The organism is Aquimarina aggregata (assembly GCF_001632745.1).
Lineage (GTDB): Bacteria > Bacteroidota > Bacteroidia > Flavobacteriales > Flavobacteriaceae > Aquimarina > Aquimarina aggregata.
Map to the genome: position 1 here is coordinate 106789 of NZ_LQRT01000004.1, position 22772 is coordinate 129560.

The window sequence follows — 22772 nt, forward strand, 5'->3', positions numbered from 1 at the left end:
TTACAATCTTTTTTAAAATAATAATAAAGTAGTTACTTTTAGCGCTATATAGTTAAGAGAAGTCATTATGAAATACCTCAAGTCCTTTACAATATTGTTTCTGTGTAGTAGTTTCCTTTCTGGATGCTTTAATGATAATGATGATGTATTAAGAATATCAAGCACTACCGAAATTAATAGTTTTATATGGAGAGGTATGAATAATTTTTATTTATACAAAGCCGATGTTCCTGATTTAGCAAATAATCGTTTTTCTTCTGATCAGGCTTTCACTACATTCTTAGATGGGTTTAATTCGCCTGAAGCTATTTTTGATGCATTGCAATCTGGTGTAGACGAATTTAGTTTTTTAGTAAGTGATTATATTGCTCTAGAACAGTCTTTTGATGGAATTACGCGAAATAATGGAATGGAATTTGGTCTAGTGGGCTATCCAAATGATGATACTAATGTTTTTGGATATGTGCGTTATGTTCTTCCTAATACTGATGCAGAGGATAAAGGAGTCAAAAGAGGAGATGTTTTTAATACTATTGATGGTACACAGATCACTCGACAAAACTTTAGACAACTAATAGCTCCTGATAACTATACAATTGGATTAGCTACTTTTGATGGCACTACAGTCACACCAACTACCAATACAATCTCTCTTACAAAAGTGCAGTATACCGAAAACCCTGTTTTTATTACAAAAACTATTGATGTTGGTGGCAACCCTGTAGGGTATTTAATGTATAACGGCTTTACAGCCGATTTTGATTCTCAATTAAATGCTGCTTTTACACAACTCAAAGCAGATAATGTAACGGATTTAATCTTAGACCTAAGATATAATGGTGGGGGTTCTGTAACTTCTGCTATTGATTTATCAAGTATGATTACAGGACAGTTTAATGGTCAAGTTTTTTCTACAGAAGAATGGAACGCAGACTTAAATGGTGAACGTGGAAGTACCAATCTTTTTGATAATCGAATTAGAAATGGTGAGGATATTAGCAGTTTAGGGTTATCTAGGGTATATATTTTGACCACTAGGGGTTCTGCATCTGCTAGTGAACTTGTTATAAATGGATTAGACCCTTATATCAATGTTATCCAAGTAGGATCAACTTCTAGAGGTAAATTTCAAGCTTCAATAACTATATATGATTCGCCAAATTTTAGGCGATTAGGAGCAAATATTGGGCATAGGTATGCAATGCAACCATTGGTACTTAGGTCTATTAATTCTGTAGGTTTCACAGATTACTTCAGCGGGTTTACACCTGAAATAGAAATTGCAGAAGATTTTTCTAATCTAGGCATTCTTGGCGATCCTAACGAACCTCTTTTAAAAGCCGCAATAGATAATATTTCTGGTACTAGAAATGCAAAAGCGTATTTCACAGAGCAACTAGAAAGTTTGGGTAATAGTAATATGTTAAACCCTGATTACGAACTTATGTACAAATAAATATTATACTGGTATAATTCTTGTTGCAGTTCTTAAAACTCTAAGAATACTCAAAAAAAAGAGTATTTTAGCTTAAAAAAGTAACACATTTTAACATAACTCAATGAAAAAGGAAATATTTAGAGCCGCAGTACTAGTATTCACATTTTTATTTCTCGTCTCTTGCTCTAGTGATGATGATGCTCCAGATCCAAATCCAGTATCTATTCAAAATGATGATGAAAACATTGACTCTTTTGTCTGGAGAGCCATGAATTTTTGGTATTTATACAAAGATGATGTTCCAAATCTTCAAGATAGTAAAATAGATAATACCAATGAATATAGAAAATTTCTTAGTACCTATGACTCACCTGAAAATTTATTCGATGATTTACTAACTAAAAACATTTTACAAGGCGTACAAGAAGATCGATTTAGCCGTATTGTTAATGACTATATAGCTCTAGAACAAAATCTTAGTGGAACAAGTAAAAATAACGGAATGGAATTTGACCTTGGTAGAATTGTTAATACAGATGATATTTTTGGATTTGTTAGATACGTATTACCAGGCACAGATGCAGAGTCAAAAGGAGTATCGAGAGGTGATATTTTTACTAGAATAAATGGAACGCAACTTAACCTTGATAATTACAGGAGTCTACTTTTTGGTTTAGATAGTTATGAAGTGGAGTTTAATGTAATAGAAAATGGTGCTCTTGTTCCAACAAAAAACCTTACATTAATTAAAACTGAATATACTGAGAATCCAATATTTATTGCAAAAAACATTGAATATGGGGGACAAAAAATAGGATATCTAATGTATAATGGTTTTACTTTTGGTTTTAATAAACAAATGAATGATGCTTTTGCTAATTTTAAAAATGATGGGATTTCTGATTTAATTCTTGATCTTCGTTATAATGGAGGAGGTTCTGTATATACTGCTGTGGCATTATCAAGTATGATCACAGGTAACTACACAGGACAGATTTTTGCCAAAAGTATATACAATCAGGACATATTAGATATCGTAAGTAATCAAGACAATGCAGATGAGTTTTTAAATGATAGATTTTTAGATAATATAATCACTGATTTTGATAACAATACTCAGGAGCCAATAAATTCCTTAGGACTTCAAAAGATCTATATTTTAACCTCACGAAGTAGTGCATCAGCAAGTGAATTGGTTATTAATAGTCTTTCTTCATATATAGATGTTATTCAGATTGGAACTGAAACAAGTGGAAAATTTCAAGCCTCTAGAACACTTTATGATTCTGGAGATTTAAATCGTGAAGGAGCCAATCCTGATCACACCTATGCTCTTCAACCACTGATTAGTAAAATATCAAATAAAGATGATAATACTGATTTTATTAATGGACTAACACCACTAGTAAGATTCAGTGAAGATTTTCAAAACATGGGCACTCTTGGAGAATCAAATGAACCCTTTCTTAATACAGCATTAGAATATATTGTTAATGGAGCAGCATTAGCAACAAAAAAACAAGGCACAATACAATTTGAATTAATCGGAAATAGTAAAATGAATAGTAGTTCTTATCAAAGAATGTATATTGACAATATTCCTTTCTCTACTTTTGAAGAGAAAGAATAAACATCAATTTTTAAATACAAAAAAGTCCTGAGTTTTGCTCAGGACTTTTTTTATACTTAATTCTTATCGTTAAAAAGTAAGATTAAATCCTATTTTTGCATTTCTTCCTCTTGTACTAAATCCAAAAACTTCTTGATATTCTTCATTCGTTATATTATTCAATGCCGCAAATACGGTTAAATTATCCATCAATTTATGATTAATATAAAAATCTAATAATCCGAAATTATCCAGAGTCACTTGTGCTGGGGCAAAAGTAATAGGGTCTGGGTTAGAAAAATCATTATCTGATCGCTCGGTATTGTATTGGTAATTTAAAGAGGTATAGGTCTTGTCGTTTAATTGATACCCTATATTTGCATTAACCATATGCTCAGGAATTCTAATGTTATCATCTAACTTACCAATATTTGTATAGGTATAATTACTCTTTATAAACAACTTGTCATCTAAAACTGTAGCTGATAATTCTAATTCTACACCATCTACCTTTATATCATTGACTGAGTTTAAATTTACAAATGTATTTGGGTCAAAAGTGATAAAATTCTCCGAAGTACGATTAAAATACACAAGACTTACCAATGCTCTTTTTGCATGAGATAGTTCTACTCCTACTTCTAACGTTCTGCTTTCTTCAGGCTCAAGGTCTACATTCCCGCTACCAAATGCTGTATCATATAATTGAAACAAAGAAGGCGTTATATAAGCAGAACTATATGAAGCCAATCCTTTGATATAATTACTTCCAAATGTATGTACATAAGATGGATTAAGATTATAAACTAATTGACTACCATATACACTATGGATATTAAGTCTAGCTCCTGCATTTACATTTAGTCCAAAATCAGATGCATAAACAAAATTTGCATAAGGATCAATAATATCAAACTCTGCATTATCATCACTTATCGTTTCAACTAGATCTGAAGTACCGAAAGGAATACTTAGTAAATTAAAGTCGCTATATGAACCATTTGCCCCTATAACCGTATAAAATGTATTATCAATTTTGTATTTGTTATAAATATCAAATGTAAATACATCTGCTTCATACTTTGAAGGAAAACTTGATTGTGTAAGATCTCTTTCTAATTTTGCTATACTATTTGTAAAAGTAACACTACCATTAGGATATTTAATTTCCCAAAAAGAACCCGCTCTTAATTGTTTACTCTCAAATTCATTATCTCCATCTAAGCCTGCTCCTGCATCAAATTCATTGGTATATTGATCTAAGTTTCCAAAAAAATGAAATTTGAAATTGGTATTCCATTGATATCCAACTTTTGTATACACATTAAATTTTGAAAAAGCATCGGTCTCTGCTCCTTCTGCTTCTGCAGTAGACAATCCATCTGCAAATTGATTACTAAAACTAGTTAAGTAACTTACTTTTCCTAAAGTTCCATTAATAGAAGCTAGATTAACAAACTCATTGATATCATAATCTTGATCATCTTGAGATTGATTAGTCCCTATTGTAGATTGAAAGCTTGCAGCAATCTTTTCTTTACTCTCTCCTTTTGTAGTAATATTAATTACTGCACTCGCTGCTCCTGATCCATAAAGGGTACTGGATGCACCTTTTAGGATTTCTATTTCTTTGATTTGATTTACAGATAATAATCTTAAATCAAAATCTCCAGCAGAAGATGAAGGATCACTAACCGTCACGCCATCTACTCTTATTACAACTTGACGATTTCTTCCTCCTCGAACATAAACCCCTAAGTTCTGTCCGGCAGCACCTCCGCTACCATTAATAAATACTCCTGCGGTTCTTGTAAGTACTGTAGCTACAGACTCTCCCTGACTTCGTTCTAATTCTTTCGAAGTAATTTTAGTGATTACTTTACCACTTTGTTCTCGTTTTAGATTAAATTTAGAATCAGAAATAACCACTTCTTCTAGTTCATTAACCTTCTCTTCAGACGTTGCCTCTTGCCCTGTTAAATACGAAGATCCCAGCATCAAAAATGCTGCTCCAAAAAACATCTTTTTGTTCATTACTTAAATACTTATTTTTTACAATAACCGGAAAAAAGTATGCAGTTTACCCATACCCAAACTATTATCCCGACAGTTTGACTTATCGAATTAAGGCAGGTCTCCTGGCTTGCGTTTTGTTATTTACCTTCCCGTTTAACTAACATATATTAGTGCATACAGTGGTTTAAAGAATTATAACAAACACCAATTAATACTATAATTGGCTAAGCTTACAGTTGCGGGAACAGCTCAGGTCTTTTAATTTACTATACAAGTTTTAAGAGTATTGAATTAAAAATTCAAGTTTAGTGTTTACAGTATATTTTTCCTGATTCCCTTTTAATCTTAACTCTTATTCAAAGAGTTAAGAACCAAAATTCTGCGCGAATGTATTATATTTTATGGAAATTGAGATTACTTTAACAAATAAATAATGTATTCAATTAACTTTGCTTTCTTAAAAAAAGCAAATGTTACATTACATTACAGGAGGAGAGCGATCTGGAAAAAGTAGTTATGCACAGAATCTAGCCCTGCAACTGTCACCCACACCTTACTATTTGGCAACATCTAGAATATGGGACGAAAATCATCGGCAACGTATAGATAGGCATGTTGCTGATCGTGACCAACGTTGGATTTCTATTGAAGAAGAAAAAGAAATCTCTAAAGTAATTGTAGAGAATAGTGTTGTCGTGATTGATTGTGTTACTCTATGGCTGACAAATTATTTTGTAGATACTCAAAATAATGTACAAGAATCTTTGGCACTGGCTAAAGAAGAGTTTTATAAACTTTTACAGAAAAAAGCCACAATCATTATTATATCTAATGAAATTGGTATGGGAGTTCATGCCACCACAGAAGTAGGTAGAAAATTTACAGAACTACAAGGTTGGATGAACCAACATATTGCAAAACATGCAGATAAGGCCACAATTATGGTATCTGGAATACCTGTAGAAATCAAAAACAATAACTAACCAAACGTACATGGATTTTAAAATTAAATCTGTTTCAAATAAAAATCTAGCAGAAGCACTTCAATCAAAAATAGATCAAAAAACCAAACCTATTGGTGCTCTTGGCTCTTTAGAAAAGATCGCTTTGCAGATAGGGTTAATTCAAGGTACAGATCGGCCTATTTTAAAAAACCCAACCATTGCAGTCTTTGCAGGGGATCATGGGATTGCTAAAAAGGGAGAAGTAAATCCTTACCCCCAAGAAGTAACAGCACAAATGGTCTATAATTTTTTAAATAAAGGTGCCGCAATAAACGTTTTTTGTACCCAAAATAATATTGATCTGCACATTATTGATGCAGGTGTTAATCATAACTTTAATGGGATTTCTGATCTTATTGATGCCAAAATAGATTATGGCACTCAAAATTACCAAGAAGTTCCAGCCATGACCAAAGTACAATATGAAAACGCATTAAAAAAAGGAGGAGATATTGCTAAACAGATTTTTCATAACGATTGTAATAGTATTGGTTTCGGTGAAATGGGAATTGGTAATACATCTGCCGCGTCCCTATTAATGTCATACTTCACGGATACTCCAATTGCAGAATGTGTTGGCGCCGGAACAGGTTTACAACCTGAATCCATTACTATTAAACAACAAATCTTATCTGAAGTATACCATAAACATAATCCTACTTCACCTCAAGAAGCACTCTCCTGCTTTGGAGGGTTCGAAATTGTAATGATTACGGGCGCTATTTTAAAAGCTGCAGAGCTCAAAATGACTATTGTTATCGACGGTTTTATTGTAACAGCAGCACTTCTAGGTGCTCATGCAATGCATCCTGAGGTACTTGATTATTGTATATTTGCGCATACATCAGGAGAACAAGGTCATCAAAAAATGCTAGCATATATTGGCAAAACACCTCTTGTCAATTTGGGTATGCGTTTAGGCGAAGGTACTGGTGCAGCAATAGCCTATCCTATAATCAAATCTGCTGTTGCTTTCTTAAATAACATGGCTAGCTTTGAAAGCGCGGGAGTATCTGATGGTAACTAAACATAGGATAATGAAACAAGGAATTTTATCTATTAGTATTGCCCTTATTGGATTTTATTTTATCTACTGGTTTAATCATAGCCTTCTAGAACATATGACAACCTTAACTAATCCTAAAGAAAATACGATAGAAGTGCCCAAAACTATTCTTACGATAAGTAAAACGTATCGCATTACAACAATTTGTATAGGTTTATTAAGTCTTTATTTTGGAATAATCTCATTTCTTAAAAAACATAAAATTGGGAGTATTGGAATTCTTTTAGCCGTATTTTTGATAATTCTAACTTTTATTCCTTTTTGGCAATATGCCATACAATAAAAGAATTTGGATATAATATTTGAATAAGTCATGAAAAAAGAAATTCATATTTTCTTTACCGCTCTAATGTTTTTTACAAGAATACCTTGTCCAAAATGGGTAAATCATGATCCACATTATTTACAACAAAGCTCAAAATATTTCCCCTTAGTTGGCATACTAATCGGAAGTATCGGAGCCATCGTTTTTTATACTTCTTCTTTTTTATTCTCTACAGAAGTTTCTCTTTTACTCTCTATGTTTTCAACTATATATGCTACAGGGGCTTTTCATGAAGATGGTTTCGCTGATGTATGTGACGGTTTTGGTGGTGGTTGGACTAAAGATAAGATTCTTTTGATTATGAAAGATTCTAGATTAGGCACATATGGTACACTAGGTATCGTATTAATGTTGTCTATTAAATTTGCATCATTGCGAGAAACAGAGGTGCTTTATATTCCTTTACTTCTTATATCCGGACATGCTTTGAGTCGGTTTATAGCCACTACATTATTATATACACACCCTTATGTACGAGATACAGAAGATAGTAAAGCCAAACCTGCTGCAAAAAGCATGAGTTTAAGGTTACTTATAATTAGTGCTTTTTTTGGAATCGCTCCATTGTTTTTTTTCAAAAACCCTTGGATTTTCATTACACTAATCCCTATGTACTTATCAAAAATGTTTTTAGGAGTCAAATTCAAAAAATGGATTGGTGGGCAAACAGGAGACTGCGCAGGCGCAGTACAACAATTAAGTGAAGTAGTTTTTTATCTTACAACAATAGCACTATGGAATTATATTTGGTAAGACACACTACTCCTAACATCGAAAAAGGAATTTGTTATGGTCAAAGTGATCTTGGAATAACCGATTCATTTCCTTCAGAAGTTCATAAAATACATAATCAAATTCCGATTAAAGAAATCTCTAAAGTCTATAGTAGTCCATTACAACGATGTAAATTGCTAGCACAAACATTTAAAAAAGAGACCATTTTTGATGATCGATTAAAAGAGTTAAATTTTGGCGATTGGGAATTGCAACCTTGGGATGCCATACATAGTAAAGAACTAGATCCATGGATGAAAGATTTTGTAAACATAAAAACCCCTAATGGAGAATCATATGTTATGCTTCAACAACGCATGTTAGATTTTTTTTATTCTTTAGATAAAACTACTAACGAAAAAAATGTAATTGTATCCCATGCAGGACCATTAAGAGCTTTGTTATCGCACCTTCAAGAGGTTCACCTTAAAGATTCTTTTGATATCAAAATCGAATATGGTCAAGTCATTGAACTTGATGTCAAGTAGTAGTATTTATCATCTAAAAATTAACCGCGCCTTTTTTATGAATTTTGTTTTTGTTCTTGAACTCGTCTCTATTTAGTATTTTTATTGAAATGATTAACGCTATGCGCAATATTACATATCTCTTTTTAATTGCTTTATTATTTAATTCTTGTAAAAAGACAATTAAAGAAGCTGATGCATTAACTATTCAACCACTCGCCACTCAAAAATTAGAATACGCGTCTGGTTTTACAATCAAAAACCTTGAGGGTTATAAAGAAATTGTAGTTTCTACACCTTGGCCAGAAGCAGAAAAAAAACTTAAATATATTCTATATCCGAAAGGAACTCAAAAACCATTTCAATCAGACAGTATTATCTTTATAGAAGTACCTGTAGAAAGAGTTGTAGTTACTTCGACTACAGATATTCCTATGCTCGAATATTTGAATCAAGAACAAAAACTAGTTGGATTTCCTCATACTGATTATATTTCCTCAGAAAAAACACGCGCATTAATTGATCAAGGTAAAATCAAAGAACTGGGTAAAGAGTATAACCTTAACACAGAAGTTGTTTTAGAGTTATCTCCAGAACTTGTTATTGGATTCTCTGCAACAGGTGACACCAAGGCCTATGATTTGATTCAAAAAACCGGTATCCCAGTAGTCATGAACGGTTCCTGGATGGAAGAACATCCTTTAGGAAGAGCTGAATGGATAAAGTTTGTGGCAGCTTTTTTTGGGAAAGAAGTTTTAGCAGAAGATATATTCCAAAATATTAAAAAAGATTATTTGGAAGCCGTAACTCTTGCAAAAAACACCAAGAATAAGCCTACTGTTTTATCAGGTAATATGTTTAAAGATGTGTGGTATGTACCTGGCGGAAATAGCTATTTTGCAAAATTCCTAAAAGATGCCAATACAAATTACCTTTGGTCTGATATAAACAAAACCGGAAGCATTACCTTAAGTTTTGAAAGTGTTCTGGAAAAAGCACAAAATGCGAATTTATGGATTCGTGCAGGAAGAGCCAAGTCACTTTCTGAACTTAAAGAAAAAAATCATCAATATGCTTTATTTGATGCGTTTAAAAATAAAACCGTATATTCTTCTGCAATAAAAACCGGTGCTACCGGAGGAACAATATATTATGAATTAGGTCCTATGCGACCCGACTTAATTCTCAAAGATATTATCCAAATTGCACACCCCGAAGTTTTAATAGATTACGAACCTTATTTTTTAGAAAAACTAAATTAATTGACCCCAAATAAATCATACAAAAAGGTATTCATTGGTATAATTGCCCTACTATTACTGTGCTTTATTGCCAATATAAGCTTAGGCTCTGTTTTTATCCCTTGGTTAGATACTTTAAGTAGTTTAATAGGTGCTTCTGTAGAAAAAGAATCATGGAGACATATTGTTATAGCATATCGATTACCAAAAGCTTTAACCGCTATAATTGTAGGTAGTGGACTAGGTGTTTCTGGATTAATGATGCAAACTTTATTCAGAAACCCATTAGCCGGCCCATTTGTATTAGGCATAAGTTCTGGAGCAACACTGGGAGTTGCCTTGTTAATATTAGGAAGTACTTTTACTGGTATAGCAGTTTCTTCGTTTTTAACATCAAAATGGGGATTGATTATTGCAGCAAGTTTAGGAAGCGTTATCGTTTTGTTTGCCGTTATGATTGTATCTGTTAGAGTTAAAGATACTATGGCTATCCTTATTATAGGTCTTATGTTTGGTAGTATAACCACAGCCATAGTAAGTGTACTCTCCTACTTTGCTCCTGCAGATTTATTGCAACAATATGTCTTTTGGGGTTTTGGAAGTTTAGGTAATTTATCTTGGTTTGAAGTACTTATATTTTTTGGCATCTCTTTATTTGGCTTGCTTCTGGCTATTGCTTCTATAAAGCCGTTAAATACGTTATTATTAGGTGAAAACTATGCTCGCAGTTTAGGGTTAAATATTAAAACTAGTAGATTTTTAATTATAATAGCAACTGGTTTACTTGCCGGCAGTAGTACGGCTTTTGCTGGTCCAATTGCATTTATTGGATTAGCTGTTCCCCATCTAACTAGGCAACTATTTCATACTTCGGATCATAAAACCTTGATTCCGGCGGTTATATTAATTGGCAGTATTATCATGTTAATTTGTGACAGTATTGCTCAATTACCATCAAGCGAATACACCCTCCCAATTAATGCAATCACATCTCTTATAGGGGCTCCGGTTGTAATTTGGCTTTTAGTAAGAAAGCGTAAAATGCTTTTTTAATTTCTTTTTTTTACTCAATTATAAATTTGAAATATATCATTCTTGTCCAAAAGAACTATCTTTAGTTTAATTTAAAGAATTATGACTGCATCTGTATATCTTGAAGGAATTAAAAAACAATTTAATTACTATAAATCATTAGGTGAGAAAACCATAAACCAACTTCCTGACGAGAAATTATTCTGGCAATACAATGATGAGAGTAATAGTATTGGCATAATTGTAAAACATTTATGGGGAAACATGAAGTCTCGTTGGACAGATTTCTTAATATCAGATGGGGAAAAAGAATGGAGACAAAGAGATGCAGAATTTGACAGTGATATTAGGACAAAAGAAGAACTTTTTCTTAAATGGAATGAAGGCTGGAGTTGTCTTTTTGAAGCGCTCAATAGTATAAATGACTCTAACTTTAATCAACCTGTTTACATTAGAAATATTGAACATAGCATAACTGAAGCTATTAATAGACAATTAGCTCATTATGCGTATCATATCGGTCAAATTGTATTTCTAGGAAAAATGAGTAATGGAACGAAATGGGAAAGTTTGTCTATCCCGAAAGGACAATCATCAGACTTTAATAAAAAACGTTTTGCAACTCCAAAACATAAAGCCCATTATACAGATAAATTAATGGACGATACTTCTAATTAATTACTAGGTTAAAGAATTTATATTTGATTATGCCTAATCTATAATTGTACACTATAGTCAATAACTCCTTAAGGTTTGTTAATAACTATGGTTTTTTGAATACCGAAATCCTTATAGATTACAATTATATTTGCGTAACTGTACATAATGAATCACACATGAAATGACCCGCTACAGTACTATATAAAACAATATAAATGCGTTGCGGTGAATTACATCTGAAAACTAATAAACAATAAAGAAATACAGATGAAATTTATAGTATCTAGTTCTTACTTACTAAAACAATTACAAGTATTAGGTGGAGTAATTAGTAATAGTAACACCTTACCTATTTTAGATAACTTCTTATTTGAATTAGATAATAATACGTTAGCAGTATCTGCTTCGGATTTAGAAACTACAATGTCTGCCAAATTAGAAGTCGAATCTTCTGATCAAGGAATCATTGCTGTACCTGCTAAATTATTATTAGAAACGTTAAAGACATTCCCTGAGCAACCACTTACCTTTGTGGCAGGAGACAACAACACCGTAGAGATAAGCTCTAATCATGGTAAATATGCTTTAGCGTATGCCGATGGAGAAGAATTTCCGAAAGCTGTAGAATTAGAAGATCCTAGTGCTACTACACTTTTAGGAGACGTTTTAGCTACTGCTGTAAGTAAAACTATTTTTGCAACCGGTAATGACGATTTAAGACCAGTAATGAGTGGTGTGTTTTTCCAATTCTCGACAGAAGGATTAACTTTCGTGGCTACAGATGCACATAAATTAGTTAAATATACTCGAGGTGACATAAAAGCATCTCAATCTTCAGAATTTATTATGCCCAAAAAACCGTTAAACTTACTTAAAGGAATTTTAGCAGGTAGTGATAGTGAGGTATTAATAGAATATAATGAATCAAATGCTAAATTCACTTTTGATGAGACACAATTGATTTGTAGATTAATTGATGGAAAATATCCAAACTACGAAGCTGTAATACCAAAAGAGAATCCAAACAAGTTAACAATTGCTCGTACACAATTTTTAAACTCTGTTCGTCGAGTTTCTATTTTCTCTAATAAAACAACACATCAGATTCGTTTAAAAATTGCTGGTGCAGAATTAAATATATCTGCAGAAGATATTGATTACTCTAATAAAGCAGAAGAACGTTTAACTTGTGACTACCAAGGCGATGATATGCAAATTGGATTTAATTCACGTTTCTTAAGTGAAATGCTTAATAACCTTAATGCAGATGATGTACAATTAGAAATGTCTTTACCAAACAGAGCCGGTATTCTTACACCTGTAGATGGATTGGATGAAGGAGAACATGTTACTATGTTAGTAATGCCTGTGATGCTTAATAGTTAAAATATAACAAAGATTAAATTGTTAAAAACCAATCATACTATATGATTGGTTTTTTTAGTAATAGAATTTACGACAACTAAACTTTGATAGTACTACTGAAGAAATAGAGTGATTTTTAGTTCATTTATATTACAAATATTTAAATTAGATTATTTAACTTATTATACAAAATCATGAATACTAAAATTTTAATCCTTCTTTTATGTTCTATTACATTAGGGTTTACAACAAATACTAATGAAAATGATGAATACACTTATTTACTTACTATTAGTTCGACAACAGATCAAATTGAAAATTTTAACTTAAAAATAATTAGCAAAACTACTCACAACTCAAAATCAAAAGAAACACTATTAGAAAACATCAAAACACCATTTGAGAAAAAACTTGATGTAGGAAGTTATGAAATAATTATACTCACAAATAAACCCGACAATTCTATTAAAGGCGTGGTTTCTGTCATGCTAAATGGAGAAAAATGGGGGTGGTCACAAAACTATAACAAAGAAAGCAAACTAATAAAATTACATGCAGGGCCTAATGGTGAAACCGGAACGGTTACTGACTAATCTGTACACAAATATCAATTTTTTAATATTTATCTTTCAACTATAAAATATTAAACTTAAGGATAATATAGTCTTAATAAATGATCCAAATTCCTGCAATAGACAATTACAGCCTTTCTGCTAAAGTATATTTAGGAAACAAAACTTTACAAAAAAATAAGGTTTTAATTATTAATTCAGCAACAGCAGTACACAAAAATTTATATCACCACTACGCAACTTATATGTCTAAACATGGTTACAATGTTGTGACCTATGATTATAGAGGAATTGCAGATTCGAGGCCTAAAAAACTAAAAGGATTTAAAACTTCATTTATTGATTGGGGTGAAAAAGACTTTTCTGGAGTAATTGATTTTGTAAAACAAGAATTTCCGAATGATTGTATTGTTACTCTTGGACATAGTATTGGCGGTACTATAATTGGTATGACTCCTAAAAACACCGAAATAAGAGGTATTATAACAATTGCCGCACAAACTGCATATTATAAGGATTGGTCAAAAGAACAAAAAAAGAAAATATACTTTTTATGGCATGTTATTTTCCCGCTAGTCACAAAAGTAATAGGTTACTTTCCGGGTAAAAGATTAGGGCTACTAGAAGATGTTCCCAAAGGAGTTGTAGATCAATGGCATACCAGAAGAAAACATACAAATATGAAACAACAAATGGAAGCTATGGGTGTACAATTCTTTTATAATACATATTCTTCAAAGCTTCTAACTCTCGGTATAGAAGATGATCCTATAGGTACAAAAATTGCTATTAAAAGAGTACATGATTTATTTGTAAGATCTGACAAAAAACTAGAAATCATACCAGTAAGTAGTGTTCCTACTAACAAAATAGGGCATTTTGGTTTTTTTAGCAGAAAATTTCAAGATACGCTTTGGAAAAAAACCTTACTATGGTTTGATGCAATAAAATAACTTTTGCAAACAATCGTTAGCTTTTACTAATTAACCCTACTAACAGTAGCGTGTAGTATTATGTAATTATCTCTAGGATAACAATAATACTTAAACTAAACTAGTACTCTAGAATAAGCTACTTATGAAAAAAATTTCCAGAAGAACCTTCAATTCTAATTTTATAAAAGGAATGGGAGGTATTATAATGGCTAGTCACATTCCTATGGCCTGCGGTATGAGTACCTATTCTAATTCAAAGAAAAAACTAGGAATTGCATTAGTGGGTTTAGGTACGTACAGCACGCATGAATTAGCTCCGTCATTGTTAGAAACAGAATATTGTGAACTAACAGCTATTGTTACAGGAACTCCTGAAAAAGAAAAACTATGGGCAGCTAAGTACGACATTCCCAAAGAGAACATATATAATTATGAAAATTTTGATACTATAGCTACTAATGATGCAGTTGATATTATATATGTAGTATTACCAAATGCCATGCATGCAGATTTTTGTATTAGAGCGGCAAATGCAGGAAAACATGTCATTTGTGAAAAACCCATGGCCGTTTCTGTAGAAGAATGTGAATCTATTATTGATGCTTGTGCAAAAGCTAATGTAAAACTTAGCGTTGGTTATCGTTTACACTCAGAACCATATACACAAGAAGTAAAACGTATCGTAAAAGAAAAAACTTTTGGTAAGGTTAATTATATATCCGCCGAAGCTGCTTACTTATCTAGAGGAAACTGGGATCAATGGAGGTTTAATAAAAAACTTTCTGGGGGTGGTGCATTAATGAATATGGGAGTATATGCTATACAAGGATTAATCTACGGCACAAGTGAGTTACCAATATCAGTAACCGCACAAGAGTTTAGTACAATGCCAGAAAATTTCAAAGATACTGATGAGACCATAACTGCTCAATTTGAATTTCCTAGCGGGACTATTGGCAACTTATTTACCTCGCATAATGCTAAAGCTGATCGACTTTATGCCTCTTGCGAAAAAGGTTGGTATGAACTGGATACCGCTTACACTTACGGGCCATTACACGGGAGAACCTCTGAAGGAACTGAAATAAAATTTCCGCATAAAAGACAACAAGCTTTACAAATGGATGATTTTGCAAAACATATCCTGCACGACACTCCAAATAAAGTACCCGGTAGTATGGGACTTCGTGATATTAAAATCGTAAAATCTATTTATAAATCTATAGAAGAAGGTGGAAAAAAGATCGCTATAAGATTGTAATAATTATTCTTAGCCTCCTTATCCATTTATTAAAACACGTAACATAACTTTAATTATATTTTAAACACAAAAACATGAATATTACTTTAGAACAAGCTCTAAAAATTACTGAAGCTGCAAAACAAAAAGCCGAGGCTTTAGATACAAAAATGAATATTGCAATTGTAGACTCTGGAGCTAACCTTATATCTTTTATTCGTATGGATCAAGCATGGTTAGGTTCAACAGATATTGCTATCAAAAAAGCAAAAACCGCTAGATATTTTGATATGAATACTGGAGCTATAGGAGAATTATCTCAACCAGGAAAACCACTTTACAATATTGAACATTCTAATAATGGTCTTATTACATTTCCTGGAGGTGTACCTATTAAAAATGATACAGGAGAAATAATAGGTGCTATTGGCGTAAGCGGAAGTACCGTAGAAAATGATCATGCAGTAGCAGAAGCTGGAGCATTAACATTATAATACTTTTTTTAGTAGAACAATGCCGATTGTTGTTATATTGTATCACAACAATCGGCATTTATTTATGAAAAAAATCGTAAGCCATATTTGGCCTCTGACCAAAAGAAAAACATCCAAAATAAATGGCCCTCTAGAGGTTACCTGGATTAATGGAAAAAAAGTACTTGATAGTCAAAATGCTAATTATTCTTACGGGGCATTGCAAAAAGTCTTAGAATATGGGCTTTTACAAATTGAAATGCAACAGGTTAATGAACTATTGATTTTAGGCCTCGGAGGTGGGTCAGTTATTAAATCTCTTCAAAATAGATTCAATTATCAAGGTAAAATCACTGCTGTAGAAATTGACGATACGATCATCCAAATCGCAAAGGACGAATTTGATATCAAAGAAAATAAACAATTACGTATAATTCATAGTGATGCTATACAATATGTTAACCATTGTAAAAAGTGTTATGATCTAATTATAGTAGATATTTTTATTGATCATACAGTTCCCGAATCCTTTTATGATCAAAAATTCTGGAGTTCTCTAAACCAACTAGTAAAATTAGGAGGTTATATTATTTTTAATGCAGGTATTTTTCTCGAAGATACTTCGAAAATAGCTCCAATAAAATCTATTTTAGAACCAAACACAATCTGTAAACAACATAATAAAGTAGAGGGTGTAAACACATTATTAATTGGAAATAAAGTAATGTAACCAATAGTGTAAAAATTATAATTTTGAAAACGTAACATCAATACAAATGACTTCACAAGAGTTAAAACAATGCCATGACAGAATTAAACCTTATATTCATAGAACAGCAGTGCTTACTTCTAGTTTACTAAATGAAATCTCTGGGGCTGATTTGTTTTTTAAATGCGAAAATTTTCAACGCATGGGAGCTTTCAAAATGCGAGGAGCTGCCAATGGTATTTCACAATTAACCGCTCTTCAAAAAGAAAAAGGTGTCGTAACACATTCATCAGGTAATTTTGCGCAAGCATTATCGCTTGCTGCCAAAAGCCTTGGTGTAAAAGCATATATCGTTATGCCTTCTAATGCACCGCAAGTAAAAAAAGACGCTGTAAAAGGTTATGGTGGTCAAATTATAGAATGCCCTCCTACCCTTCAGGATCGAGAAGAAACCGCTACAAAAATTCAAAATGAGAGAGGAGCTACTTTCATACATCCATCAGATGATCTTGATGTAATAATAGGTCAAGGAACAGCAGCACTAGAGTTGTTAGAAGATCACCCTGATTTGGATTATATTTTTACTCCTGTTGGAGGAGGCGGACTTATTGCCGGAACAGCCTTGGCTGCTCATTATTATGGAAATAATTGTAAAGTAATCGGAGGAGAACCATTTGAAGTTGATGATGCCTATCGTTCTTTGTTAAGTGGTAAAATCGAAACAAATACCACTACCGACACTATCGCAGATGGCTTGAAAACGCAATTAGGTGTTATTAATTTTCCTATTATACAAAAGCATGTTTCAGAAATCATTCGTGTTGAAGAACAAGAAATTATTGATGCTATGGGGCTTATATGGGAGCGTATGAAAATTATAATAGAACCTTCTTGCGCTGTGCCTTTTGCTGCATTACTTAAAGAAAAAGAAAAGTTTAAGCACAAAAAAATGGGTATTATCCTCTCTGGAGGAAATGTAGATTTGGGAAATTTACCTTTTTAAAAAAAGAGCACAAAACAGGGTACATAAAAATTTATTACCTAAGTAAGATCACTAGATATATCATGCATTTTGTCTTAACACCTATCGAGTAAAAATCTAATTTTAGATGATTTGATAATATGTTTGTAATCTATGAAACAACTGTTGTATCGATATCCAGATTCCCAGTTCGATGGCACTTTCGGGTTTCATATATGGTGTTATTTCTATCAAAATAGTTTTATTTACTTCTGCCGGGCTGGTAGACATTGCTTTTGCCAAAATAACAGCAGCGGCTTCTTCTTTGGTGAGACATGTATTTTCTTCGAAATCTGATAAAATACTTTTACAAACTTTAGACTCTTTAGGAGTGCATTGTTTCGCTATATTTTTAACTTTATCCAAAGTCATAAGACCTATTTCTGGTGTTAATCTTGTAACAATTACTTCTGCTTCTTTTGCCAATGTTATATTATTAATCGTAATAAAATAGACCAGACTAGTTAAATATTTGACTCTAATTCCCAATTCACTTTTAACAGGATCAAGATTATCTTTTAAGACAGTGGTCAAAGCTTTAATCACTCGTTTACTTTTTATTTTTTCTAAAATTGGAAACGTATATCCTGTATGCTTTTTAAGATATAATGCACTTTGTGTATAATTATCAGGAACCCCTTTTGTCCATTTTTTTTCTAATAATACTGCTTTCGGGGCAAATTTAAGGATACGCAAATAGGTCCAAAAATTATCTTTCTGTATTGGTGAAGAGATCAGTCCATCAAAATCAATTTCATCTCTTCTATGTTTACCTGGATGCCAACCTGTGGCAGAAAGTAATTTACCCACATCTTTAAGCGAGGAGTTCTCTAACTCAATCCCTACAGCATCCATAAATTTATTAAGAAATCCCATTAAAGCCACAGACAATACTATTTCCTCAATTTCTTCCTTAGAAATATGAGTATTTAATAGTATTAATTCTTTTTTAGTAATCTTGACAGGAACTTCGGATATCCCTTTTGCTAATTCTACAATAGCATTTTCTAATACTGTATATTTTCGTTTTCCAGAAATCACTTCCGGATCTAGCCCTCTACGAAGTGCAAAAGAACAGGTATGAGCAGAACAATATTGGCATTCTGCTACTCTACTTGAAGTATACATAGCAAGCCCTTTTAATGCTTTCAAAGGTTTATTTTTCCATAAAGAATGTGGCAAATTTAACAAATTCGGAACTAGTAAATTATATGTTCTGAATCCTGTAGGCCATATTTCCATAATCGGATCGGCATTAGGAATAACACCTATTAATTCGTTTACCAATGACAACATTGGACTATACTTTTTTTGTAAAACTTCAAAATCAATAGCAAGGGGCTCTAATTGTTGAGCTAGTGTATATATCATTACGAGGGAGTTTGGTTAATTATTCTTACAATTTAAAAAACCTTTGTGTTATTTCTAAATTATTAACAATAAGATCACATAACATAAAATGAGCTCAACAATATGAAATTTAACAATTTGCGATAACAAAAACTAATTGATTAGTAGAAAAACTAACTGATTAGTTGTTTAACTAAAAGATTAGTAGTATGTTTGTTTAATAAAATCAATACTATGCAAAAGTTAGCTAAGAGAGAAGAACAGATTATGCAAAGTTTGTGGAAGTTAGAGAAGGCTTTTATTAAAGAAATTATTGAAGAGCTTACAGAGCCAAAACCTCATTATAATACAACCGCGACAATTGTAAAAATCCTTGAAGAAAAAGGGTTTATTAATCATGTAGCTTATGGCAATAGTTTTCAATATTACCCTCTTGTATCTAAAGATGAATATCAAAAAGAAGTATTAGGAGATGTAGTTCATAATTATTTTGATAACTCACCATTAGCCTTGGTTAAATTTTTTGCTAAAGAAGAGAAAATAAACTCAGAAGAATTAGAAGAAATCATCAAACTGATCAAAAACAAGAAATAATGAATTATCTTATACATAGCTCGGCTTTGATAGGATTATCCTATATGGTCTATACACTTTTTCTTTCTAAAGAAACTTTTTATCATCTAAATAGATGGGTGTTATTATCCTTAATAGTTCTCTCACTAACATTACCCTTTATAAGTATTCCTGAGAACTTATCTTTTAAGTCACTAAATCATTCAGAACGTATACTGCCACCCACAAAAAATATAACAACAACAAATCCATCTATAACAGATAATTTAGAACCAATTTTAGATGATACTGTTACAAAAGACACTACAACCACAAGTAGCGCGAGCATTGATTTTGATTGGAGATCGATTATAAAATATATCTATATTCTAGGTATTTTAGTTTTTGGGATCCATTTCTTGATACAACTAGGTGTTTTACTGTATCGAATGATAAAATATCCTACCGTAGAAGTTGATAACTATAAAATTATTGAAACTAATAAAAAACATGCCCCCTACTCTTTTTGGAATCGAATATTTATGAATCCAAGTCAATATGCTCCTGATACTTATCTGCAAATTTTAAAACACGAACAAGTACATATAAAAGGTAAACATAGTATTGATATGTTATTGGTAGAATTACTTGTCATGTTGCAGTGGTTCAATCCATTTGCGTGGCTTTACCGCAAAGCAATTGACAATAACTTAGAATATCTTACCGACAATAACATGCTCAACATCGGTGAAGATCCCGAAGTATATCAAATGAACCTTTTAAAAGTCTCGACTCCCGATATGCCTACTGGCTTGGCAACAAGTTACAATCAATCATTTCTCAAAAAACGAATAATCATGATGAATTCAAAAAAATCAACAACAAAATCTGGGTGGAAATACCTAATCATTATTCCACTACTTGCTATTACAGTACTCTCTTTTAATCCCGTACAACCTAAACAAACTCTTAGCAGTACAATTGAAGGAAATGTGAATACCCAAGTACAAACACAAGTAAAAATTCTAAATCAAAATGATTTTACAAAAGGAGTTTGGGATGCAGAAGTTGGTGGAGGAAAGCTCTGTATAATGTTTAGAAATGCAGAACCTTTAAAACGTAGTTTTTGGTCCACTACCAGATGTTATGACCCTTCATTTTTCGCTAATTTTCCAAAAGGAGACAAACAGCAACTTGCTATCACAAAAGATGCCGGAACTTTAACATTTGTAGGAGAATTCGACAATACTCTAGGAGATGGTAGATATACCTTTACTCCAAATACAGCATTTATACAATCATTAAAAAAACACGGTTTGACTGTAGAAGAAAATGATCTTATTCATTGTTTTCTTACCGGTTTTGATACAGCTTATCTTGATTATCTAAAAAAAGAAAAATTGGATATCAATCAAGATGATTTTGAGGATATTATTCACAAATCTCTTCCTTTAGACAAATTAAAAATGTATCGAAAAGAGCTTGAAAAAATTGGGTATCAAGACTACACAATGGAAGAAATTAGTAAACTCAATTTATTTAATGTAGACATTTCCTATATAAAATTTATTAATAGTATTACTAATGACAAACAACCGTTAAAAACCATTACTAAAGCTAAAATTCATAATTTATCTAAAGAATTTGTAAACGCTTACAAAAAGAAAGGATTTAATTCAATAGGGCTTAAAGAATACATGAATTTAAGTATTCACAAAGTAACTCCTGAATATATGGATTCTTTCAAAAAAGCAGGATACACTGACGTTTCTATTAAAGAAGTAAAAAACCTAAAAATACATAATGTAACTCCAGAATTTATTGACAGTTTTAAAAAGATAGGCTATCCAAATATATCACTAAAGGATGCCAAGAAACTTAAAATACATAATGTTACACCAGCACTTATAAAATCGTATAAAAAAACTGGTCAAACCAATATCACACTACAAGAAGCTATTAAACTAAAAATTCATGATATCAATCCCTCACATGTAAAGGCTATCAAAAAGAATTCAAAAAACAAAAACGGGTATCAAGATCAAAAATCTAGTTCTACCAATAGTATGGGGTCAGGAGACTTAAATGATGATCAACAAAACCCAAACGAGTTTATTAAACGTTTTAAAGCATTAGGATATGAAAATGCATCAATAGATGAAATTATTGCCTTAAAAATACACAATGTAACTCCTGAATTTATAAAAAAGTATAATGATGCAGGATACAAAAACATACCTCTAGACGAGGTGGTTGGTTTAAAAATACATAACGTAACGCCAGAGTTTATTAATTCATTCAAAAAAGCGGGATATAAAAATATTTCTTTGGATGATGCTCGTTCTTTAAAAATCCATAATGTTACCCCTGATTTTGCAGCTGCCTATAAAAAACTTGGGTATACAAACATTTCTTTAGACGACGTCAGAAAACTCAAAATACATAATGTTACTCCTGAGTACATTAAGAAGTTTCAAAAAACACAATTTAGCAACCTTTCTTTAAATGAAATAACTTCATTTAAAATCCATAATGTAACTTCTGAATTTGTAAAATCTTTTAAAGACTTAGGGTTTACAAACGTTACAGCAGATCAAGCAAGAAGCTTAAAAATTCATGGAGTTACCCCAGAATTTGTAAAAAAACTAAAAGACGAGGACCCTAATATTTCATTAGATCAAGCCATTAGAATCAAAATTCATTTTTAAAAACAGTTTATCAGTAGCCAAAACACATTCAATCAATCAAAAAACGAAAAAGATCATTAGCTCATTTGTTAATGATCTTTTTTATTTGAAAATAGTTTTTATTAGATATCCTCATAAAATTAACAATAAACTCATTACTTCACCAAACCACACTACTGATTGTTAGTTAATTATGAATTATTATTTGTATCTTATACACTTAATTAATTATATAT

21 protein-coding genes and 1 riboswitch are annotated in these 22772 nt (G+C 31.9%); of the genes, 19 read left to right on the forward strand and 2 right to left on the reverse strand.

The features are described from left to right. Positions 1-67: 67 nt before the first annotated feature. A complete protein-coding gene (locus tag AWE51_RS07790) occupies positions 68-1456 on the forward strand; it encodes a S41 family peptidase (protein ID WP_066311865.1) in 1389 nt (462 codons plus the stop codon). Positions 1457-1559: 103 nt separating this feature from the next. Next, positions 1560-3068 carry a S41 family peptidase gene (locus tag AWE51_RS07795; protein WP_066311867.1) on the forward strand — a complete coding sequence of 503 codons (1509 nt, stop codon included), beginning with the start codon at positions 1560-1562 and terminating at the stop codon, positions 3066-3068. Positions 3069-3137: 69 nt separating this feature from the next. On the opposite strand, the gene AWE51_RS07800 is transcribed toward AWE51_RS07795, so the two are convergent. Next, entirely contained in the window at positions 3138-5081 is a 1944-nt protein-coding gene (locus AWE51_RS07800) for a TonB-dependent receptor plug domain-containing protein (RefSeq protein WP_066311870.1), read from the reverse strand. A 77-nt stretch (positions 5082-5158) separates the two neighbouring features. Further along, positions 5159-5454: riboswitch (cobalamin riboswitch) on the reverse strand. A 79-nt stretch (positions 5455-5533) separates the two neighbouring features. Here AWE51_RS07800 and AWE51_RS07805 point away from each other — a divergent pair. The 15 genes from AWE51_RS07805 to AWE51_RS07875 all read left to right on the forward strand — a co-directional run bounded on the left by AWE51_RS07805 (position 5534) and on the right by AWE51_RS07875 (position 17929). Next, on the forward strand, positions 5534-6046 hold the full coding sequence (locus AWE51_RS07805) for a bifunctional adenosylcobinamide kinase/adenosylcobinamide-phosphate guanylyltransferase (RefSeq protein ID WP_066311872.1): 513 nt from the start codon (positions 5534-5536) through the stop codon (positions 6044-6046). A 10-nt stretch (positions 6047-6056) separates the two neighbouring features. Continuing rightward, on the forward strand, positions 6057-7094 hold the full coding sequence (cobT, locus tag AWE51_RS07810; RefSeq protein ID WP_066311875.1) for a nicotinate-nucleotide--dimethylbenzimidazole phosphoribosyltransferase: 1038 nt from the start codon (positions 6057-6059) through the stop codon (positions 7092-7094). Positions 7095-7104: 10 nt separating this feature from the next. Further along, positions 7105-7416 carry a hypothetical protein gene (locus AWE51_RS07815; protein ID WP_066311877.1) on the forward strand — a complete coding sequence of 104 codons (312 nt, stop codon included), beginning with the start codon at positions 7105-7107 and terminating at the stop codon, positions 7414-7416. Between the two features lie 30 nt (positions 7417-7446). Then, positions 7447-8211: an adenosylcobinamide-GDP ribazoletransferase gene (locus tag AWE51_RS07820; RefSeq protein WP_066311880.1), complete on the forward strand. Its 765-nt coding sequence runs from the start codon at positions 7447-7449 to the stop codon at positions 8209-8211. Beyond that, on the forward strand, positions 8193-8720 hold the full coding sequence (gene cobC, locus AWE51_RS07825; RefSeq protein WP_066311883.1) for an alpha-ribazole phosphatase: 528 nt from the start codon (positions 8193-8195) through the stop codon (positions 8718-8720). Before AWE51_RS07820 ends, cobC begins: the two co-directional genes overlap by 19 nt. 101 nt (positions 8721-8821) lie before the next feature. After that, positions 8822-9961 (forward strand): ABC transporter substrate-binding protein, encoded by a 1140-nt coding sequence (locus tag AWE51_RS07830; RefSeq protein WP_066311886.1) that lies wholly within the window; start codon positions 8822-8824, stop codon positions 9959-9961. Further along, on the forward strand, positions 9962-10993 hold the full coding sequence (locus AWE51_RS07835; RefSeq protein WP_066311888.1) for a FecCD family ABC transporter permease: 1032 nt from the start codon (positions 9962-9964) through the stop codon (positions 10991-10993). 81 nt (positions 10994-11074) lie between these two features. Further along, positions 11075-11650, forward strand: a complete 576-nt coding sequence (locus AWE51_RS07840) for a DUF1572 family protein (RefSeq protein ID WP_066311890.1) — start codon at positions 11075-11077, stop codon at positions 11648-11650. A 249-nt stretch (positions 11651-11899) separates the two neighbouring features. After that, positions 11900-13018, forward strand: coding sequence for a DNA polymerase III subunit beta (gene dnaN / locus AWE51_RS07845; RefSeq protein WP_066311892.1), 1119 nt, complete (start codon positions 11900-11902; stop codon positions 13016-13018). Between the two features lie 173 nt (positions 13019-13191). Continuing rightward, positions 13192-13590, forward strand: a complete 399-nt coding sequence (locus AWE51_RS07850) for a hypothetical protein (RefSeq protein ID WP_066311894.1) — start codon at positions 13192-13194, stop codon at positions 13588-13590. An 80-nt stretch (positions 13591-13670) separates the two neighbouring features. Beyond that, the gene (locus AWE51_RS07855) at positions 13671-14522 is read left to right on the forward strand and encodes an alpha/beta hydrolase family protein (RefSeq protein ID WP_066311897.1); all 852 of its coding nucleotides are present in this window, start codon (positions 13671-13673) and stop codon (positions 14520-14522) included. Positions 14523-14646: 124 nt separating this feature from the next. Beyond that, entirely contained in the window at positions 14647-15765 is a 1119-nt protein-coding gene (locus tag AWE51_RS07860; protein ID WP_066311899.1) for a Gfo/Idh/MocA family protein, read from the forward strand. A 74-nt stretch (positions 15766-15839) separates the two neighbouring features. Next, positions 15840-16238 (forward strand): GlcG/HbpS family heme-binding protein, encoded by a 399-nt coding sequence (locus AWE51_RS07865; protein ID WP_066311901.1) that lies wholly within the window; start codon positions 15840-15842, stop codon positions 16236-16238. 64 nt (positions 16239-16302) lie between these two features. Further along, positions 16303-16947: a spermidine synthase gene (locus AWE51_RS07870; protein WP_066311904.1), complete on the forward strand. Its 645-nt coding sequence runs from the start codon at positions 16303-16305 to the stop codon at positions 16945-16947. A 46-nt stretch (positions 16948-16993) separates the two neighbouring features. Then, complete coding sequence (locus AWE51_RS07875) at positions 16994-17929, forward strand: pyridoxal-phosphate dependent enzyme (RefSeq protein WP_066311906.1); 936 nt, start codon at positions 16994-16996, stop codon at positions 17927-17929. A gap of 102 nt (positions 17930-18031) precedes the next feature. On the opposite strand, the gene AWE51_RS07880 is transcribed toward AWE51_RS07875, so the two are convergent. After that, positions 18032-19318, reverse strand: a complete 1287-nt coding sequence (locus AWE51_RS07880; protein ID WP_066311908.1) for a carboxymuconolactone decarboxylase family protein — start codon at positions 19316-19318, stop codon at positions 18032-18034. A 213-nt stretch (positions 19319-19531) separates the two neighbouring features. Between AWE51_RS07880 and AWE51_RS07885 the strand changes: the two genes are divergently transcribed. Together AWE51_RS07885 and AWE51_RS07890 are read left to right on the forward strand one after the other, a co-directional pair. Continuing rightward, positions 19532-19891, forward strand: coding sequence for a BlaI/MecI/CopY family transcriptional regulator (locus AWE51_RS07885; protein ID WP_066311911.1), 360 nt, complete (start codon positions 19532-19534; stop codon positions 19889-19891). Next, the gene (locus AWE51_RS07890) at positions 19891-22557 is read left to right on the forward strand and encodes a M56 family metallopeptidase (protein ID WP_066311912.1); all 2667 of its coding nucleotides are present in this window, start codon (positions 19891-19893) and stop codon (positions 22555-22557) included. Before AWE51_RS07885 ends, AWE51_RS07890 begins: the two co-directional genes overlap by 1 nt. The last annotated feature ends 215 nt before the right edge of the window (positions 22558-22772 follow it).

Bases quoted from the DNA above. Each gene is read 5' to 3' on its own strand.
- AWE51_RS07795 (WP_066311867.1), top strand. From the start codon at position 1,560: ATGAAAAAGGAAATATTTAGAGCCGCAGTACTAGTATTCACATTTTTA.
- AWE51_RS07860 (WP_066311899.1), top strand. From the start codon at position 14,647: ATGAAAAAAATTTCCAGAAGAACCTTCAATTCTAATTTTATAAAAGGA.
- AWE51_RS07890 (WP_066311912.1), top strand. From the start codon at position 19,891: ATGAATTATCTTATACATAGCTCGGCTTTGATAGGATTATCCTATATG.
- AWE51_RS07790 (WP_066311865.1), top strand. From the start codon at position 68: ATGAAATACCTCAAGTCCTTTACAATATTGTTTCTGTGTAGTAGTTTC.
- AWE51_RS07870 (WP_066311904.1), top strand. From the start codon at position 16,303: ATGAAAAAAATCGTAAGCCATATTTGGCCTCTGACCAAAAGAAAAACA.
- AWE51_RS07885 (WP_066311911.1), top strand. From the start codon at position 19,532: ATGCAAAAGTTAGCTAAGAGAGAAGAACAGATTATGCAAAGTTTGTGG.
- AWE51_RS07875 (WP_066311906.1), top strand. From the start codon at position 16,994: ATGACTTCACAAGAGTTAAAACAATGCCATGACAGAATTAAACCTTAT.
- dnaN (WP_066311892.1), top strand. From the start codon at position 11,900: ATGAAATTTATAGTATCTAGTTCTTACTTACTAAAACAATTACAAGTA.
- AWE51_RS07830 (WP_066311886.1), top strand. From the start codon at position 8,822: ATGCGCAATATTACATATCTCTTTTTAATTGCTTTATTATTTAATTCT.
- AWE51_RS07865 (WP_066311901.1), top strand. From the start codon at position 15,840: ATGAATATTACTTTAGAACAAGCTCTAAAAATTACTGAAGCTGCAAAA.
- AWE51_RS07880 (WP_066311908.1), bottom strand. From the start codon at position 19,318: ATGATATATACACTAGCTCAACAATTAGAGCCCCTTGCTATTGATTTT.
- cobT (WP_066311875.1), top strand. From the start codon at position 6,057: ATGGATTTTAAAATTAAATCTGTTTCAAATAAAAATCTAGCAGAAGCA.
- cobC (WP_066311883.1), top strand. From the start codon at position 8,193: ATGGAATTATATTTGGTAAGACACACTACTCCTAACATCGAAAAAGGA.
- AWE51_RS07800 (WP_066311870.1), bottom strand. From the start codon at position 5,081: ATGAACAAAAAGATGTTTTTTGGAGCAGCATTTTTGATGCTGGGATCT.
- AWE51_RS07850 (WP_066311894.1), top strand. From the start codon at position 13,192: ATGAATACTAAAATTTTAATCCTTCTTTTATGTTCTATTACATTAGGG.
- AWE51_RS07820 (WP_066311880.1), top strand. From the start codon at position 7,447: ATGAAAAAAGAAATTCATATTTTCTTTACCGCTCTAATGTTTTTTACA.
- AWE51_RS07840 (WP_066311890.1), top strand. From the start codon at position 11,075: ATGACTGCATCTGTATATCTTGAAGGAATTAAAAAACAATTTAATTAC.
- AWE51_RS07805 (WP_066311872.1), top strand. From the start codon at position 5,534: ATGTTACATTACATTACAGGAGGAGAGCGATCTGGAAAAAGTAGTTAT.
- AWE51_RS07815 (WP_066311877.1), top strand. From the start codon at position 7,105: ATGAAACAAGGAATTTTATCTATTAGTATTGCCCTTATTGGATTTTAT.
- AWE51_RS07855 (WP_066311897.1), top strand. From the start codon at position 13,671: ATGATCCAAATTCCTGCAATAGACAATTACAGCCTTTCTGCTAAAGTA.